The sequence below is a fragment of the Chloroflexota bacterium genome (genome assembly GCA_016197225.1).
Classification (GTDB): domain Bacteria; phylum Chloroflexota; class Anaerolineae; order Anaerolineales; family VGOW01; genus VGOW01.
Window position 1 is genome coordinate 16,107 of record JACPWC010000048.1, and the last position, 18,545, is coordinate 34,651.

The window sequence follows — 18,545 nt, forward strand, 5'->3', positions numbered from 1 at the left end:
ACGTGGCCGATCTGCGTTGCCCCATGTGCGCCAAGATGAACCCCGACACGCTCGACGAGTGTCAGTTCTGCGGGGCGCGCCTCAAGCCGCTGGTTCTGCCTCAAACCGGGGCTCTCAAACTTCCATCGGACTGGGACAAGCCAAAAACGCCGGCGCCACCCGCGCCCGAGGCGGCCAAACCGTCCGACTCGGACTGGTTGAAGAAGCTTCGGAGTGAAGAGCCGTCCTCTTTGCCTTCGGCTGATCCTTTCAAACAAACCGCCAGCCTGCCCAACTGGCTGGGCGAGAACGATGCCGCCGAATCGGAACAGGAACCAGCCGCGGGCGCCGACGACTGGCTCTCTCAGTTGCGCGGCCAGGACTCAGCCAGCCCCGGCGCGGTTGAGGAACCGGAGTTGTTGAGCGAGGATTTGTTGCGCTCGCGCCTCGGCGGCCTGAGTGACGCGCCCTCTGCCGAGCCTGAAGACTCAGCCGCCAGTTCCGGCCCGGCTTTCGCGGGCGCTACCGACTGGCTCAAGGCGCTGGACGACGAGCCGCAGCAACCGGCGCAAACGCCCGGCCTCTCCGACTTTGCCCGCATGGCCGCCGCGTTGCCGCCGCAGGAAGAAGACGATAGCGACGACTGGCTTAAGTCGTTTGGCGTTTCGCAATCCGCCGAGCCGCCCAAGCCCAGCGGTTTCTCAAACTGGTCTGCCACAGCCTCCAAGCCGGCGGAGTCGGCGGCCAGCGAGACCGATGACTCCGACGATTGGCTTAAGTCGTTTGGCGCAGAGCCAGAGCAAGCCAAGCCTCAACTCGGCCTCTCCGACTTCGCCCGCATGGCCGCCGCGCCGCCGCCGCCGGAAGAAGACGACAGCGACGACTGGCTCAAATCGTTTAACGCGCCGCCGGCGGCAGAGCGGACGGGCGAACAACCCTTGATGCAGACGGCCAGCCTGCCCGACTGGCTCGGTTCAACTCCCGAAGCGGCTGTGCCGACCACGCCAACCCCGCCCGCCGCCGACGATGCCGCCGACTGGCTCAAGTCGTTGAGCAGTGCCAGCGCGCCTGCCGCCAGCGACTCATCGTCGGCCCTGCCCGGCGAACTACCGGCGTGGCTCGACAACCTCACCTCAAGTTCAGCGCCGCCTACCGATCAGCCGCCCGGTGCTTTTGGCCGCACAGCCACACTCGACTGGTTGCAATCGGATGAACCTTCCGCGCCTCAACCGCCCGCCGCCTCCGACTCATCTTTGCCCGCCGAACTACCGGCGTGGCTCAAACCCGCCCCGGCAGAGTCCGGCCCAGCATTGCCGGCGGCGGCTCAACCGTCGCCATCCGAATCGGAGCTGCCGGCGTGGCTCGATAAGCTCACCTCAAGCTCGGCTCCACCGTCCGATCAACCGCCAAGCGCTTTCAGCCGCACTGCCACCCTCGACTGGATGCAGGCCGAAGAACCGCCTGCGCCGCCACAACCGCCGGCCGAGTCTTTGCCCACTGCCGACATTCCCGACTGGCTCAGCAAACTCACCTCAGGCTCCGCTCCGCCTTCCGATGAACCGCCCTCGGCGCTGACTCGCACCGGCACCCTCGACTGGTTGAGCGCCAGCGCGCCCGCTGAAGCGTCGGGAGAGGATGTGCCCGATTGGCTCCAGCCTACGCTGGGCGCGCCAGCGCCCGGCCAGCCGCCTCTCACTCGCACTGGCACGCTCGACTGGCTGAACGAAAATCCGCCCGGCTCGGATGTTGACTTGCCCGATTGGCTTAAGCCGCCAGCAGGCTCGCCCGCAACACCCTCGGCCTCGACAGACTTGCCGGAGCCGGATTGGGTGATCTCGTCCGACACTGAACTCAAACCCGAGACTCCCAAGTCGTCAGCCAAGAAGGCCACCGGCATGCTTAGCCAGGCGGCAGACACATTCTCAATGCAGTCGCCTACCGGAACCGGCCCGGCCCTCGTCGGCTCGGAAGACGAAATGCAAGCCTGGCTCAAAGACCTGGAGCCTGCGCCGCCGGCCTCAACGCCCCCAACACCACCGGATTCGTCCGGCGAATTACCGGCGTGGCTCAGCCAATTGACTCCTTCCGACTCAGCGCCTCCTTCGAGCGGCGCGCCGGCCATCGCCTTCGACGAAGCCGGGCAATCTCCTGCAGACGCCGGTAGCGCCTCCGGCGACCTGCCTGCCGAACTACCGGCATGGTTGGCGAACCTGCGCCCCTCCGGCCTGGATGCCGCGCCGCCTTTCGCCGTTGAGTCTGATAAGACCGAAGCCCTCAAGCCTGACGACATGCCTGCCTGGCTGGCCCCGGCCTCCGGGGCCACCGCCACTGCCGCCACAGCCCTGCCCTTCACCGAACCTGTTGAGGGAGCCGCCCGCGCCGCCAACCTGGCCCGGGGCAACCTGCCTTCATGGTTGCAAGCCATGCGGCCCATTGACCTCAACACGCCGACGATTGACCTTGCGCCCGACCGCGAAGAAACTGCCGGGCCGCTGGCCGGCATGCGCGGCATCCTGCCCGCCGAGTCGGCCATCACCGTGCCGGGCAAACCGGGCGCCGTCGTCACCCGCTTTGTGGTGAGCGATGTCGAAGCCCAGCAAGCCGAACTCTTCCGTTCCATCGTCAGCGAAGAGACTCAGGAATCCAAGGCCGACGCGAAGCGCAAATCGCGCTTCAACTACAACTACCTCGTTCGTCTGCTCATTGGACTGGTAATGGTGGCCGTGGCGCTAACGCCTTATGCGTTTGGCGACATCACCGGTTTATTCGCGCCTCCCGATCCGACTAACCTGCCAGCGCCGATCAGCGCCCTTTACACTGAAATCGAAAGCCTGCCGGTTGATCAACCGGTGTTGATCGCCTTTGAATACGAACCGGCCTACACGGGCGAACTCAACCCCGGCGTCGAGGCGGTGATCGCACACCTCATGCGGCGCGGCGTGCCGGTGGCCGTCGCCAGCACCTCACCGGCGGGCGCAGGCGTGGCCCGGGAAGTGCTGGATCGGGTGGCAACGCAAGTTGGCCTCCCGCCGGAAGATGCCGGCAAGACATATTTTCATCTGGGCTACATTCCCGGCGGCGCGTCGGGCCTTCAGCAATTTGCTCTCGAGTTGCCGGCCCATGCCATCAAAGCCGGCTACGGCAACTTCAGCCTGATCATCATTGCCACCTCTTCTGCCGAGTCGGCGCAGGCCTGGCTGGAGCAGGTGCAACCGGCCACCGGTATAAAGATGGCCGCCGTGGCCAGCGCCGCCGCCGAACCACTGCTCCACCCTTATTACAAGAGTGAGAAGAAACAATTAATAGCCCTCGTGAGCGGCCTGGCGGGCGGCTTGCTCTATGCCGCCAGAGCAGGCGGAGTTGTGTCCCCACAAATGTGGGCGGCTTATGCTTACGGCCTAAACGTAGCGGGCGCGATCCTCACCCTGGGTGCTGTGGTCGGCGTGGTGATGTTGCTCATGAACCGGCGGCCCGCCGGGCCGAGCGCGGCCCGCACCAAACCCGAGCCGGCGCCTGAAGAAAACGCCAAGCCGCAAAGCGAACTCAAGCGAAGCGCCAAGAGCAAGAAGGCCAGGGCCGGAAAATCTTCCAAAGCCAGGAAGAAAAAATGACCCCTGAACTTGAACAACTCGTCGGCAACGCAGTTGCTTTTTTGCTTACACTTCTGGTTTTCAGTTACATCCTCGGCGACAACCCGCTGTATCGTATTGCCCTGCACGTATTTGTCGGCGTGGCGGCGGGTTATGTCAGTGTCGTAGTCTTTCAATCGGTGATCGCGCCCCGGCTGTTTTCCGGCTGGCTTCCGGCGATTCAAACTGCCGCGGCCAATCAAACCGGCCCCAACGATCCTCTGCCGCTGATTCGGCTGATCGTCCTCTCGCTTCTGAGCTTTCTCCTGCTGTTCAAGCTTAACCCTCGCTCGGCCCCGGTTGGCAATTTTGTGATTGCCTTCGTGGTCGGCGTGGGCGCGGCGGTGGCGGTGGGCGGGGCCGTTACTGGCACGCTCTTTCCGCAGGTGACGGCGGCCTGGGTCAACCCGTTTGCTTCAGGCGATCCGGCTGACGCGATCAACTTGCCCCTCATCGTCCTCTGCACCGTTCTGGCCCTGATGTATTTTTTCTACGGCGGGCGGTCACTGCCGGGCGGCAAGGTGGAGCGCCCGGCCTGGGTGCGCGTTCTGGCTCTCGGCGGCCAGGGCGTCATCACCGTCACCCTGGCCGCGCTCTACGTGGGCGCGCTGGCCGCCTCGATGGCTCTCTTTGTCGAACGCATTGGCTTTCTTTATCAATTCTCGCTGGAGATGGCGAAACTATTTGGCTTTATACCGAGTTGAAGAATCACCTGACCCTTCATCATGACGACCGCCCCTACTGATTCGATCCTCGTTGTTGATATTGGCAACATCACCACCCGCGCCGCCCTGTTTGATATTGTGAGCGGCGACTTCCGCTTTGTGGCGGGCGGCGAAGCCCGTTCCACCGCCGAGCCGCCGTACGCCAACGTGGAAGAAGGACTGCACCACGCGCTGGAAGAATTGCAGAAGGTGACGGGCCGCGCCTTCGTGGACGCCAATGATCGGGTGATCATTCCTACCGCGCCCGACGGCAACGGGGTGGATTCTTTTGCCGCCACGGCCAGCGTCGGCGATCCACTGCGAGTAGCGGTGGTGGGGCTGATGCCCAACATCTCATTGTCCAGCGCCCACCGGCTGGCGGCTTCCACTTATGCTCTGGTCGGCGAAGCGCTGGGGCTGGGGGATCGCCGTCGCGAAGCGCAACAGTTGGACGCCCTGCTGGCGGCCAAGCCCGAAGTCGTCATCATCGCCGGCGGCACCGAAAACGGATCGCAAAGCGCCGTGTTGCGCCTGGCCGAGACTGTGGCCCTGGCCTCGCGCCGCATGCCTGAAGGCACGCGGCCTGAAATTCTTTTTGCCGGCAACGGCGCGATGCAGGACAAAATCAAAGCCATGTTCGAAGGCCTGTCGGAGGTGTTCGTGGCCGACAACCTCCGGCCCGAACTCGACAACGAGATTATTGCCCCGGCCCGCCGCCAACTGGCCTGGCTCTACGAACACATCCGCCTGGCCAGCTTTGGCGGTTACACCGACCTTTCTCAGTGGGGCACGGGGAGCGTCACACCCACCGCCACCGCCTTCGGCAACGTCATTCGCTTCATGAGCGAAACGTCCGGCAACAAGAGCACGCTGGGCGTGGATGTCGGCTCGATGTCTACGGTGATGGCCGCCGCGACCGGAGACGACCTGGTTCTCACCGTGCGGCCTGACGTGGGCGTGGGCCACAGCGCCCTGCGCCTGCTGAGCCAGGCTAAGCTGGATCACATTTCGCGCTGGTTGCCCGAAGATTTCTCCGACGACGAAGTGCGCGACTACGTTTACAACAAGAGCCTGGCCCCGGCCACCGTGCCGCACGAACTGCGCGAGATTTATCTGGAGCACGCGCTGGCTCGCCAGTGTTTGCAGGCAACGTTTGCCACCGCCCGGCCAGCCTGGGCCGGCAAGGTCAAAGCCACTTACGGCGGCCTGATGCCGGCCTTTGAAACCATCATTGGCAGTGGCGCGGTTCTGGGGCGTGCCCCTCGCTTTGGGCAGGCGGCGCTGATGATGGTTGACGGACTGCAACCCACCGGCGTGGTTACGCTAATGCTGGATATGCACAACCTTCTGCCCGCTGTCGGGGCGGCGGCCATGCAAAACCCCATTGCCGCCGCGCAGGTGTTGCAGTCGCAGAGCTTCGCCAGTCTGGGCGTGGTCGTGTCGCTGGTGGGCGAGGCTCGCCTCGGCCAGAATGTGGTGCGCGTAAAACTCAACCCAACGCAGGGCGAGGCTGTTGATATGAAAGTGCCTTACGGCTCGCTCGAAGTCTTGCGCCTGCCGCCCGGCCAGGAAGCCAAACTCACCGTTCAACCGTTGCGCGGCTTCGATGCCGGGTTTGGTGCCGGCGTTTCCAAGACCATGACGATCACCGGCGGTGAAGTGGGCGTGATTATTGACGCCCGTGGCCGCCCCATCGAATTCCCGGCCACCCCTGAGAAACAGCGCGACGCCGTGAGCAGGTGGTGCGCCAGGTTGGGAGAGTACGGCATATAAATCCCAAAACCCAACTCCCAAGTTGGCCCAAATCTTGCAATGTATATTCCAACCACCACTCACGTTCTGCCCCTCGTCACCATCAGCCGCGACCGGATGTTGCCCCGCCCCGGCGAACTGCTGGTGCAGGAGGGCGATCGCGTCGAAGCCACGACCCTCCTGGCTCGCGCCGACACAGTGGCCCGGCACTATATTTACGACCTGACTCAACGCCTGCAAGTGCCGGCCGCCGAAGTTGAAAATTACGTCAAGGTGCCGCCGGGCGAAATTGTCGAGAAGGGCGCCGTGCTGGCCGTGCGCCCCATCATGCTTGGCCTGAGCAACCTCTCGGTGAAAGCTCCAGTCAATGGCGTGATGGTGGATGTGGTGAACGGGAAATTGTTGTTTGCGGCGGCGGGCGGCGGCATCGAACTGCGCGCCATGTTCGCCGGGACTGTGACCAACATCGTGCCCGAGCATGGCGCAACCATCGCAGTTCCTGGCGCGCTGGTGCAGGGCATGTGGGGTTCAGGCCGTCAGAGCTATGGCATTATGCGCGCCGCCACGACTGCTCCCGATCAGGCCATCAATCCCTCGGCCCTCGACGAGGGAAGCAAGGGCATGATTCTGGTGGGCGGCACTGCCGACCAAAAAGCGTTGCGGGGCGCAGAGACGGTGAAGGTGCGCGGCATGGTGTTGGGGAGCGTCCCGGCCTCGCTCATCTCCACCCTTCGGGCGTTGTCGTATCCGGTGATCATCACCGAAAGTTTTGGCGGAACGACCATGAGCGAAGCCGCCTGGAGTTTGCTTAGCAACCACGACGGGCGTGAGGCGATGATAGATGGCCGACCTGCCGACCGCTGGACAAGCCACCGGCCTGAACTCATCATCCCCCTTCCGTCGCCGGGGTCGCCGCCGGCTCCAACCGAAGGCGGGCCGCTGGTGGTGGGGCGGCGGGTGAGGGTGTTAAGGCCGCCGCACCAGGGCGCGGTGGGCATCCTTCAACAACTGGTGGAGCGGCCTCAGAATCTGCCCAGCGGCCTGCAAGCGCCGGGCGCTTACGTGGAACTGGAAGGCCGGGAGGCCGAATTGATTCCACTGGCAAATTTGGAGGTATTCGAGTGATTGGCCGGGCCTTGTGGCGCGCTTTCAATTAATAAGTATACTACTCGGCTAATCATATTGAGGAGAGTAAACACCCATGACAGACTTTGATCCCGATTCCGAAATTGAGCCTGAAGAGGAAGAAGAGGAAGATTCTGCGCCTGAGCAGTCCAATCGCACCTTCGTCATTGTGGCGATTGCCTTCGGCGGCCTGTTCGTCGTCGGTATGATCTGCATCGGCCTGTACCTGTTCCTGATCGCGCCCCGGCAGAACGCCAACCGCGATGCGACGGCGGTTGCTATCGTTGCAACCAATGCTCAGGTGGAGACGAGCGCCTTCCTGACGGCCAACCCGGCCACCAACACGCCCGTGCCCACCGACACGCCGCCACCCACCGAGACCGATGTGCCGCTGATCACCAACACGCCCGTGATCGCCGTTACCGTGATCACCGATACGCCGACAATTACCAACACGCCCGGCCCCACCTTTACGCCCAGCCGCACACCTACAGGTGTTCAGCAGGGCCTCAGCGGCGGCGCTGGAAGCGGCACGCCCACGCGAGTGGGCGGCGGCACGACGACAACCGCCGTGGCTGGAATAGGCGGCGGCACGGTGACGCCGACCTTCACCCGCGCGCCCACGCGCGCCGGCACAGGCACGCCTGACATCTTCGGCGGCGGCAGCGGCGATCTCACCCCCACGCCCACAGCTTTGCCCAACACCGGCTTTGCCGACGAGTTCGGCGGGCCGGGGTTGTTCATTGGCGCGCTGGTGCTCATCGCCATCCTCTTCGTCGTAAGACGATTGCGACTGCAGAATAGTTAGACGCCAAAACGCGACGCAAATCGGCGTTCAGCACGCAACACGGCCCACGTGTTGCGTGTTGCGTTTAAGGCCTCAGACGCCGTTCAGAAAACTTGCCAAAGCCACAACGCCAAAAGCCAGCATAATGAGGGATGAAACGGATTTATCAATACGGCCAGACGACGACTTCGATTGTGTTATCATCGGCCATCACCCAACGCATCATCGAAGAGCTTGCATTATGACCCAGCCTGATTTTTTGTGGTGGCGCGACGGCGTCATCTACCAAATTTACCCGCGCAGTTTCATGGACTCGAACGGCGATGGCATCGGCGACCTGCCCGGCCTCATCTCGCGCCTCGACTACATTGCCGACCTGGGCGTGGACGCGCTCTGGCTTTCGCCCATCAACGTCTCGCCCATGCACGACTTCGGCTACGACATTGCCGATTACGAAGACATTGACCCGATCTTCGGCGCGCGGGCCGACTACGACACGCTGATCGCCGAAGCGCACCGGCGCGGGTTGAAGGTGATGATGGACCTGGTCATCAACCACACCTCGTCCGAGCATCCCTGGTTCAAAGAGTCGCGCTCCTCGCGCGACAACCCCAAAGCCGACTGGTACATCTGGCGCGACAAAGCGCCGGGCGGGAACGGCCCCAGGCCGCCCAACAACTGGGCTTCGATGTTCGGCGGCTCCGGCTGGGAGTGGGACGAGACGCGAGGGCAATTCTACTTCCACATCTTTCTCAAAGAGCAACCCGACTTTAACTGGCGCAACCCCGAAGCCAGAGCGGCCATGATGAACATGATCCGGTTCTGGCTCGAGCGGGGCGTGGACGGCTTCCGGCTCGACGTGGTGAACGCCTACTTCAAGGATGCCCAATTCCGCGACAACCCGGAACGGTTCAGCCTCGACCCGCGCATTGTCTTACCCTGGTTCCGGCAGAAGCACATTTACGATTACGACCAGCCGGAATTGCACGACATCTACAGCGAGTTCCGCCGCCTGCTCGATTCATACCCGACGCGCGGCTCGGTGGGCGAAATTTTTGAGAACCAGGACCCGCAGGCCATCGCCGGCTATCTGGGCCGCGATCAGCTTCACATGGCTTTCAATTTTGAATTCACCCATCAGCCGTGGCTGCCGCGCGCCTTTCAACAATCCATTATGAAGTGGGACGCCGCGCTCGGGCCGGACGGCGACAAGTGGCCATGTTACGTCCTGAGCAACCACGACAACCCGCGCCATGTCACCCGGCACGGCGGCGGCCCCTTTGCCCTGGCCCGGGCCAAAGTAGCGGCGACGCTCCTGCTCACCCTGCGCGGCACGCCGTTTCTTTACTACGGCGAAGAACTGGGCATGCCCAGCCCGCGCCTGGCCCGCAAAGATTTGGTGGACCCGCCCAGCAAGAAGTACTGGCCTTTTTTTGATCGCGACTCGGCGCGCACGCCGATGCAGTGGGATGACTCGCCCAACGCCGGGTTCACCAGCGGCAAGCCGTGGTTGCCGGTTGGGCCGTCGTATAAAACCCTCAACGTGGCCGCGCAAAAGACCGATCCGCACTCCGTCCTGAATTTTTATCGCGCCCTGCTTCGCCTGCGGCGCCAGTCGCCGGCCTTGCGGCGGGGGCGCTACCGCCTGCTGGCCGAGCGGCCCGTGAACGCCATGACTTACCTGCGCGAGACTGAAGAGCAAACCATGCTGGTAGCTCTCAACTTCTTCGGCCATCACACCACAGCGCCGGTTCCGGCGGGCAAATGGCGGCGCGTCCTTTCCACTCACATCGGCGGCGACCCTGGAGTCAGCGAGATCACGTTAGCGCCGTTCGAGGCCAGCCTGTTTGAGTTGGCGTCTCGTTAGGCCGATCAAACAAAAGCGCCCGGCCAGCAAACTGGCCGGGCGCTTTTTTGTTGATCTGTTCGCTTTACGGAAACGGAATCGGCACGGCGCCAAACTGGGTTGGAATGGTGATCTTCTGGCCAACGAAGAGGAAGCCAATGTTGGCGATGGCCGGATTGGCGTTGAGAAGGGCGTCAGTGGTGACCAGGTATCTCGAGGCCACTGTTTCCAGCGTGTCACCGGCTTTGACGATATACACATGCGGCCCGGCTGGAACCAGGATCGTCGCCCCAGCCGCAAACGACGACTTAGGGTTGGCCAGGATGAGCGTATCAACCGACACCTCAAACTTCGCGGCGATTGAAAGCGCAGTGTCGCCCGGAGCCACGGTGTAGAAGAACGGCGTGCTCAGGCTGGGGGTGAAAGAGACGGTGATCGGAATGACGATCACGTCGCCGGGGAAGATATCGTCGGGGTTCAACCGCAGTTCGGCGTTGACATTGAGAATGGCCGAGGCCGAAATGCCGTAACGCCGGACGTAAACCGGCAGGCTGTCGCCCTCCTGGGCCACCACAGTGATGAAGTTGCCGGCCACAACCGTGCCGGCGGCTGTTGGTGTGGGCGTGGCCGTGCTGGCCGGGGCAGGCGTCCCGGTTGGAATCGGCAATGGCTTCGCGCCGTACATAATGGGAATGTGAATCAGTTGGCCGATAAAAAGTTGGGACGGGTTGGTGACGCTGGGGTTGGCCTTTTGCATGAACGCCAGTGTCACGTTGTAGCGCAGGGCGACCGTCTCCAGGTTTTCGCCTTTCGCCACAATGTGAACGTGCGGCCCGGCAGGGATCAGGATCGTCTTGCCGGCAGTGACGGTTGAATCGGCGAGACCGTTGGCGGCGCCGATCACGTCGAACGGCAGTTCAAACTTTGCGCCAATGGAAAAGAGCGTATCACCCGGCTGGACGGTGTAGTAGAACGGTGTGGTCAGGCTGGGGGTGAATGTTTTGATGACGGGAATGACGATGATCTGGCCGGGGAGGATCACGTCGGCGTTGTCCAAATCATTCACGGCCAGTAAAGCAGAGCCGCTCACCCCGAAGCGATTGGCATAAGTCGCCAGACTCTCCCCCGATTTGACGGTCACGGTGATCAATTCACCGCTGACGGCGGTTGCCTTTTCAAGCTGGGCGGCTTGCGCCGTTGCGCCGCCAGCCACCCACGACAAGGCCAGCATGGCAGCCAACCCCAAACCACTGATGACGAACACTATTGCGCGTGCTTTCATAAATAGCCTCCATTCCCTCGTCGAGCGAGGAGCCAGTGTCTATAAAGTGCGCCCCGACTATAGCACCGGGAAATATACAGCACAAGGCCAAAAGGGGCTACACGCAGGACTTTCTCAAAGTCGCCTACAGGACCATGCCGTAACGCTGGGCGGCGCGGGTGTTTCGGTGGGTGCGAGGGTTGGCGGCAGTGTACTGCCGAGAAAATTATTTGACGTCGCGCAACTGCAAATCAGAGAAGGCGATGACAAGCGTTTCGTGAACCGAGGGAGAGGCCACGAGGCGGATGACGCCGGAGCGGAACTTGGAGTCGTGGAGTGAGGTGGCGAGCACGCCGTTGAAATAAATTCGGAGCTGGTCGTGGCGCATCATCACCCGCAGGCGGTTGGGTTCACCCAGGCGCGGGCGCAGAGCCGGGTGCTCCGTCCAGTTGACGATGGCCCCGCCCCAGTCCGTCTTGCGATGCCAGCCCAGGTTGAACGTCCCTTGCGTCGAAATGCGGACGACGTAATCGCCGTCGTCGCCGGAGCGCACTTCCAGCCCGGCGCTGACGTGATCGTAAGAGCCTCTCACGAAGCGCACCGAAACGCTCACGTCAAAGTCATCGAACAGGCCGGGGGTGCGAATGATGGGATGGATACGGTCGGAGGCGGGCAAGGTGGCCCAGACCTCGGCCGGGGTGCCGGGGCGAAACTCCAGCTTGTCTTTGTTGAGCATCAGCCAGCCGGGCATGGCCGGGTCGCGAAAGTCGGCGCCCAACAGCAGGTCGCCCAGGTCAGGTTCGGGTGTGATGGAGGTTGGAATGCGAAAGCTGGTGTGGCAGTAGTCGCACGACACCACCGAGCCGCGCATCGCCATCACCCGAATGACGGCGCCGCAGTTGACGCAACTGAGTTCGTGGAGTAAGTTCATGCCAGGCATGCCTGAACCTTTGGCCGACGCTGGCAAAAGTATAAACCAGTTTCCCGTTATCGCCAAAGGGGATATACTTCTAACCATGGTTTACTTGGGAATCGATCCCACCGCCGGACGCCGCCCCCTCAACTACGCCATCCTCGACGGTAGGCTCAACATCCTGGCCGAGGGCGAAGGGTTAGCCGCCGATTTGCCGGAGTTGCTTTCGTCTTACCCCGAGGTGCTCTGCGCCGTGGACGCGCCCCTCATGCCCAACCGGGGGCTGATGGCCCAGCCCGAAGTCCGCGCCCGCTACGACCTCTCGGCCAAAAGCAAAACCTGGTCACAGTATCGCGTGTGCGAATATGAGCTTCGCCGCCGCAACATCAAACTCTACAGCACGCCCGGCGAGGTGGAAAACGCCCCGACCTGGATGCAGGCCGGCTGGAAGCTATACGAACTTCTGCGCGAGCAGGGCTTTGAAACCTTCGCGCCCGACTCGACCGCGCTCCGCCAACTGTTTGAAGTTCACCCGCATGCCACATTCACCGTCCGGCTCGGCCACGTGCCTTATCGCAAAGACACGCTCGAAGGCCGTCTGCAACGCCAGTTGTTGCTTTGCGAAGAAGGCCTGCACCTGCCCGACTCGATGGACATCCTCGAAGAGATCACCCGTCACCACCTTTTGCGCGGCACGCTCAACTTCAACGGCCTGCGCACCCACGATCAACTCGACGCTCTGGCCTCGGCCCTCACCGCCTTTTACGCCCACACCAAGCCCAACGAGATCGCCCTCGTCGGCGACCCGGCAGATGGGCAAATAGTGGTGCCAACCGCAGAATTGAAAGCGCACTACGAATAAAATCCCAAATTCCAAAACCCCAAAATCCCAACGTTGTGGATTTGGGATTTTGGAAGTTGGGGTTTTGGGGTTTTATGAAGCTTCACTACACCCTCCACTCCCCAACTCACTCTGAAACCGTCCTCCTGCTTCACGGCATGGGGTCGTCGGGCGACGACTGGGTTCTGCAATTGCCCGCGCTCGCGCCGCGCTACCGTGTGCTCACCCTCGACGCGCGCGGCCACGGCCAAAGCGCCAAGCCGCCCGGGCCGTACAGCATTCCGCAAATGGCTGATGACGTGATCGAACTATTGGACGATCTCAAAATCGAGGCGGCCCACGTCGTCGGCCTCTCGATGGGCGGCTGTATTGGTTTACAAATGGCGATTGCCCACCCGAGTCGAGTCCGGTCGTTTGTCTGCGTCAACAGCTTTGCCAAGATTCGGCCTGCGGGCCTGAATGGATTCGCGCGATTCCTCCGCCGGGTGTGGGCGCTGAACTTTGGCAAAATGGAAGACGTGGCCGAGCCGGTGGCCCGGGCCATGTTCCCCAAACCGGAGCAGGATGAAATTCGCCGTCTCACCGTTCAACGAATCGCCAGCAACCCCAAAGGGCCGTATCGGGCCACGCTGAGAGCCTGCCTCAACTTCAACGCTCTGCCGCGCCTTCATCGCGTCAAGTGCCCGACCCTCATCGTCGCCGGAGATCGCGACCTTACCGTCTCGCTGGCCGTGAAGAAGGAAATGCATCGCGGCCTGCCCCACGCCGAACTGGTCATCATCCCCGACTCCGGCCACGCCACGCCGATTGACCAGTCGGAGAAGTTCAACGAGATTTTGCTTGGCTTCTTATCAGGTCAACGGATTTAGTGGATTACACGGATTTACCTGACTGATGTAATCCGTTCTCATTCGTTAAATCCGTTGTCCAACCAAAGCGGCCAGCCTGTACAGGCTGGCCGCTTTGGGATTTGGTGTTTGGGATTTTTCTTAGTGTTTCGCCTTCTTCACCGCGTCGTTGAACTTGTTGAGCGTCTCCTCAACATCCTTCTCTGAATGCGCTTCGCACATGAAGAACGGCTCACGCGGATCGAGTTCCATATCCACCCCCAGGTCGAGCATATGCAGGGCAACCTCCTCAAAGAGTTCCAGGTTGCTCCCTATCACGTCGCGAAACTCTCTGGGCTTCTCCACTTTCGGCTCCAACAGCAAACCGAACATAGCCGGGTGGCCGAGAACGGCGTGAGGGATTCCAGCCTCGGTGAGCACCTCGCCCATGCCCTGCATGAGGCGCTTGCCCCGCTGGGCCACCGTGTCCAGCGCGTCGGTCGTTTCGAGGATTTCGAGCGTAGCCGAGGCCGCCGCCGTGCCGACGGCGTTGCCGCAGTAGGTGCCGCCCTGAGCCACCTGGCCGGGCGCGATCACGCCCATCACTTCGTTCGAGCCGCCAATGGCGGCCAGCGGGTAGCCGTTGGCCAGGCTTTTGGCGAAGGTGTACAAATCGGCCTTGACCCCGAAGTATTCCCCTGCGCCGCCTTTGGCAATGCGAAAGCCGGTCTTCACTTCATCCATGATCATCACCACGCCGTATTTTGTACACAGGTTGCGGATGTGTTCGATGAAGCCCGGTTCGGGCATCAGCCCGGCTACATTGCCCAGCATCGGTTCCACAAGCATGGCCGCCACCTGGTGGGCGTTGTCTTTCATCAACCGCTCCAGCCCTTCGAAGTCGTTGAAGCGGGTGATGAGGATTAAATCGCGGGTGGGGCTGGGCATGCCGGAACTTTGCGGAACCTGGACGGGGCTTCGCGGCGAGCCGCCCGACCCGGCAGGCATGTTAGCGGTTGACCACAGGACGTAATCATAGAAGCCGTGGTAGCCGCCCTCGAACTTGATGATCTTTTCGCGGTTGGTGTAGGCGCGGGCGATGCGCAGGGCGTGCATGGTGGCTTCGGTGCCGGAGTTGGCAAAACGCACTTTCTCCACGCCGGGGCACATGCGGATCATGCGCTCGGCCACGTCAATTTCGAGCGGATGAGTGTGAGCGTAAAGGTTGCCGTTTTCCAGCGCGGCGATGATGCGGCTGGTGACGCGCTTGTCGGCGTGGCCGAGGATGATCGGGCCGAAGGCCAGCCGGTAGTCAATGTACCGGTTGTCGTCCATGTCCCAGATGTAAGCGCCCTCGGCGCGTTTGGCGACAAAGGTGTCGTCGCCGTTGTAGCGGAAGTTGGAGCTGACGCCGAACGGCATCACCTGGCGGGCTTTTTGAAAGGTTGAGCGGGTTTGAGCGTATGGGCGATTCATGGTTTTGTCCCTTGTCTCTTGTTATTTTTGATTGAACTGATTGCGAGCCGAACAGAGAGGCTGGCAGTGGCGGACACTGCCCGGGGGAGAAACTCAAGCGTCGCCGGTAGTCCACTTCTTGCGAGCGAAGTCGCGGTGAACGAAGGGACTGCCAAAGAGGGCTAACAAGATGGCATGCTCGGATTAAAGGCTGGCCGTCAGGGGCCGCCCAGGTCGGGAAAGATAGACCGGATTCTACCAGAATCACACTAAAAGCCAAAATGCAAAGCCGGCGTTTGACGGTCACATTGTTGCGGCGTATGATAGGCCTCGTTACATATCATGACTCGCCGCTTTCACCTGTCTTCACTGTTGTTTTACGTTCTGGCCGTCCTGGCCATTGCCGCCACCACAGGTGTCTTACACCTTTTGCGCGACGGCCTCAGCACGCCCATCATTGCTCTCTTCTTTCTGCTGCCGGTTGGGGTCAGCGCCGTCTGGGGACTTTGGCCGGGGCTGACGGCGGCCTTCAGCGCATTTCTGGCATTCAACTATTTCTTCATTGAGCCGTTGTACACCTTCGGCGTTCACCATACGCAAGATGTGCTGGCCCTCATTGTCTTCTTCATCGTCGCCGTCACCATCAGCCAGCTGGTGGGGCGTGCCCAATCGAGCCGGGCGGTGGCCCAGGCCCGCGAACGCGAAGCGACGCACCTTTATGCGTTGAGCACGGCGCTAACCGGCCTCCGCGAAAACGACGAGATTGCCCGCACTCTGGGCGAACATCTGCGCGAAGTCCTTCACTCAGCGTCAGCGGAAATTGTCGTCCAACCTTCTGAAAGCGCCTTGCCGGTGACACGTGCCTGGCCCGCCGGGGCAGACTTGTCGGGCAACAAGCCGGATCGGGTCATCCCACTGGCGACACCTCGTGGCCACGTAGGTGAGATTCGCCTGTATCACATCCAAACCCTGAGTCAGGCCAATGAGCGGCTGCTGCACGCTTTTGCCAACCAGGGCGCGCTGGCCGTCGAACGCGCTAGCCTGGCTCAGGCAGAAACACGGGCGAAAGTATTAGAGGAAAGTGATCGACTGAAGTCTTCGCTCTTGTCGTCGGTGTCCCATGAGTTGCGGACGCCCCTGGCTACGATCAAGGCCGCCGCCACGAGTCTGCGTAGCGGCGACGTGGCCTGGGAGTCGCTGGCCCGGACGGATCTGCTGGGCGCAATTGACGAAGAAGTTGATCTGATGAACCGGCTCGTCGGCAACCTGCTCGACATGTCGCGCATCGAATCGGGCGCGCTCAAACCCAGACGCGAGTGGAATATCCTGGCCGAGATCATCGGCGGCGTCATTGGCCGGATGCACGATGCCGCCCGGAATCACCGGCTGGAAATTGATATGCCGGAAGATTTGCCCTGGGCACCGGTGGATTACGTGCAGATGGAGCAAGTGTTCACCAACCTGATCAGCAACAGCCTCAAATATGCGCCGGCAGGAACGACCGTCAGCATTCAGGCGCGCCCGGACGGTGAAAACACCGTCCGGGTTCAGGTGAGCAACGAAAGCCCGCCGGTTCCGCCCGAGCATCTCGAGCGCATCTTCGACAAGTTCTATCGCGTCACCGCCGCCGACCGCATCACCGGCACAGGCCTGGGACTCTCGATTTGCAAAGGCATTGTTGAAGCGCACGGGGGCCGAATCTGGGCCGAGAATCTGCCCGACCGCTTTGCCTTCAACTTTACCCTGCCTCTTACACTTGATGGCATGCCGCCGCCTTCCCTCCCGGTGGAAACCGACTCAGCATGAGCGCCCAGCCACACATCCTGGTCATTGATGACGAGTCGCAAATCCTTCGCGCTCTGCGCACCATTCTCACCGAAAAGCATTTTCGGGTGAGCACCGCCAGCCGGGGCGAAGAAGGCCTGGCCCTGGCCGCGGCCAATCCGCCGGACGTGATTATCCTCGACCTGGGCCTGCCCGATATTGACGGCACTGAAGTCTGCGCCCGCCTGCGCGAGTGGACGCTGACACCGATCATTGTGCTCTCGGCCCGTGAGAGTGAACGCGACAAAGTGGCCGCGCTCGACAAAGGCGCCGACGACTACCTCACCAAGCCTTTTGGCATTGAAGAACTCCTGGCCCGATTGAGAGTCGCGCTCCGGCACTCGGCCCGGATACAGAGCAAAACCGGAACGACGGTAGTCAAATCGGGTAGTCTGGTGATCGATCTCGCCGGTCACGTTGTGACACTCAATGAAGTTGAGATCAAACTGACCGCCACCGAATTTAGACTACTGGCTTACCTGGCCGCCAACGCCGGCCGTGTTCTCACCCACCAGAGCATCCTGGCCCACGTGTGGGACCCGGCGGAAGTCGATTCAGTTGAATACCTGCGGGTGTACATGCGCCAACTACGCAAAAAGCTTGAAGACGATCCGCGCCAGCCACATTATCTCCTCACCGAGCCGGGCGTAGGCTACCGGTTTATGATTGAAGAGTGAACGGCCATCTCCTTTAGTGCCTATCTGAATAACCCGAAAGACCCTAAGGGTCTTTCGGATAGACTCTTAGAATCGCCCCGAAACGGGGCGTTTTTATTTGTCCTTTATGCAATTGGCCGGAATTTTTCCTGCCAATTTATCTGGCGCACGTAGTCTTGAGGCTAATGAATCACGCCCCACCCGTCGCCGCCCGGCCTGCGCCGGCGCAACTCCGCCCGGCATCCCTCGACTCAACATCGCTCGCCACGCCCCAGGCCGCCGCGACACTGCTTTCTCCCACGAGCCGTTTTGCGCCGACAGTGCGCCGCCTCGTCATCCTCATTCCCGACGCCGACACCGACGAGTCCCTACTTGCGCGGCAAATATGGTCAATGGCCTCGCGCCGGGAACTCAGCGTTTTACTGCTCGGCCTCAGCAGGAATGCCGGTTCCGGGCCGCGCGCCCGTCGCCGCCTGGCAACTTTGGCCGCCCTCGCCCGCGACAAAACCGTCCACGTCGAAATCAAACTCGAGATTGGCGCAGATTGGCTCCAGGCTCTTCGCAGTATTCATCGCTACAGCGACCTGATTGTCTGCCACGCCGAGCAACACCTTGCCCAATGGGGAATGCGGCGCAAACCGCTCAGCCACTGGATCGCCAGAGAGCTAAACGAATCGGTGTGCGTGCTGACCGATTTCTATCCCCACCTGCCTCCCGATCACGTCAATCCGGCCTCGCGCCTCATTGCCGGCGCTGTTCCTTTCCTCATTCTCTTTGGCTTCACCGCCCTTCAAATTCTGATTCACCAGATGACGAGAGGAACCGCCTCCATCATCCTCATGTCGGCCTCGGTGCTGATCGAATACAGCCTGATCGGTGCCTGGCATTTTCTTATCAACTAGCAAAGACCCGCCGGGTCTAATCTGTACAACCAAAGGCAATTTTC

At 61.8% G+C, this 18,545-nt stretch carries 14 protein-coding genes; 11 read left to right on the forward strand and 3 right to left on the reverse strand.

The window, feature by feature from the left end; all coding sequences use genetic code 11:
* Nucleotides 1-2: 2 nt before the first annotated feature.
* The 6 genes from HYZ49_07965 to HYZ49_07990 all read left to right on the forward strand — a co-directional run bounded on the left by HYZ49_07965 (nt 3) and on the right by HYZ49_07990 (nt 9,843).
* The gene (locus HYZ49_07965) at nt 3-3,590 is read left to right on the forward strand and encodes a hypothetical protein (GenBank protein ID MBI3242212.1); all 3,588 of its coding nucleotides are present in this window, start codon (nt 3-5) and stop codon (nt 3,588-3,590) included.
* Nucleotides 3,587-4,312: a hypothetical protein gene (locus HYZ49_07970; protein MBI3242213.1), complete on the forward strand. Its 726-nt coding sequence runs from the start codon at nt 3,587-3,589 to the stop codon at nt 4,310-4,312. Before HYZ49_07965 ends, HYZ49_07970 begins: the two co-directional genes overlap by 4 nt.
* A gap of 21 nt (nt 4,313-4,333) precedes the next feature.
* Nucleotides 4,334-6,085: a glutamate mutase L gene (locus HYZ49_07975; GenBank protein ID MBI3242214.1), complete on the forward strand. Its 1,752-nt coding sequence runs from the start codon at nt 4,334-4,336 to the stop codon at nt 6,083-6,085.
* 39 nt (nt 6,086-6,124) lie between these two features.
* A complete protein-coding gene (locus tag HYZ49_07980; protein ID MBI3242215.1) occupies nt 6,125-7,189 on the forward strand; it encodes a hypothetical protein in 1,065 nt (354 codons plus the stop codon).
* 76 nt (nt 7,190-7,265) lie between these two features.
* Nucleotides 7,266-7,997, forward strand: a complete 732-nt coding sequence (locus tag HYZ49_07985) for a hypothetical protein (GenBank protein ID MBI3242216.1) — start codon at nt 7,266-7,268, stop codon at nt 7,995-7,997.
* A 220-nt stretch (nt 7,998-8,217) separates the two neighbouring features.
* Nucleotides 8,218-9,843: an alpha-glucosidase gene (locus HYZ49_07990; GenBank protein MBI3242217.1), complete on the forward strand. Its 1,626-nt coding sequence runs from the start codon at nt 8,218-8,220 to the stop codon at nt 9,841-9,843.
* Nucleotides 9,844-9,907: 64 nt separating this feature from the next.
* On the opposite strand, the gene HYZ49_07995 is transcribed toward HYZ49_07990, so the two are convergent.
* Together HYZ49_07995 and HYZ49_08000 are read right to left on the reverse strand one after the other, a co-directional pair.
* On the reverse strand, nt 9,908-11,104 hold the full coding sequence (locus HYZ49_07995; protein MBI3242218.1) for a LysM peptidoglycan-binding domain-containing protein: 1,197 nt from the start codon (nt 11,102-11,104) through the stop codon (nt 9,908-9,910).
* 205 nt (nt 11,105-11,309) lie between these two features.
* Nucleotides 11,310-12,014, reverse strand: coding sequence for a hypothetical protein (locus HYZ49_08000; protein MBI3242219.1), 705 nt, complete (start codon nt 12,012-12,014; stop codon nt 11,310-11,312).
* An 85-nt stretch (nt 12,015-12,099) separates the two neighbouring features.
* On the opposite strand from HYZ49_08000, the gene HYZ49_08005 reads away from it, so the two are divergent.
* Entirely contained in the window at nt 12,100-12,858 is a 759-nt protein-coding gene (locus HYZ49_08005; GenBank protein MBI3242220.1) for a DUF429 domain-containing protein, read from the forward strand.
* A gap of 74 nt (nt 12,859-12,932) precedes the next feature.
* Nucleotides 12,933-13,706, forward strand: a complete 774-nt coding sequence (locus HYZ49_08010; GenBank protein ID MBI3242221.1) for an alpha/beta fold hydrolase — start codon at nt 12,933-12,935, stop codon at nt 13,704-13,706.
* A gap of 120 nt (nt 13,707-13,826) precedes the next feature.
* Here HYZ49_08010 and HYZ49_08015 read toward each other — a convergent pair whose 3' ends face one another.
* Nucleotides 13,827-15,140, reverse strand: a complete 1,314-nt coding sequence (locus HYZ49_08015; protein MBI3242222.1) for an aspartate aminotransferase family protein — start codon at nt 15,138-15,140, stop codon at nt 13,827-13,829.
* A gap of 321 nt (nt 15,141-15,461) precedes the next feature.
* Here HYZ49_08015 and HYZ49_08020 point away from each other — a divergent pair, with 321 nt between their 5' ends.
* The 3 genes from HYZ49_08020 (at nt 15,462) to HYZ49_08030 (ending at nt 18,501) form a co-directional block, all read left to right on the forward strand.
* Nucleotides 15,462-16,925 (forward strand): DUF4118 domain-containing protein, encoded by a 1,464-nt coding sequence (locus HYZ49_08020; GenBank protein MBI3242223.1) that lies wholly within the window; start codon nt 15,462-15,464, stop codon nt 16,923-16,925.
* The gene (locus HYZ49_08025) at nt 16,922-17,620 is read left to right on the forward strand and encodes a response regulator transcription factor (protein ID MBI3242224.1); all 699 of its coding nucleotides are present in this window, start codon (nt 16,922-16,924) and stop codon (nt 17,618-17,620) included. The genes HYZ49_08020 and HYZ49_08025 overlap by 4 nt, the downstream gene beginning before the upstream one ends.
* Nucleotides 17,621-17,784: 164 nt before the next feature.
* Complete coding sequence (locus HYZ49_08030; GenBank protein ID MBI3242225.1) at nt 17,785-18,501, forward strand: hypothetical protein; 717 nt, start codon at nt 17,785-17,787, stop codon at nt 18,499-18,501.
* The last annotated feature ends 44 nt before the right edge of the window (nt 18,502-18,545 follow it).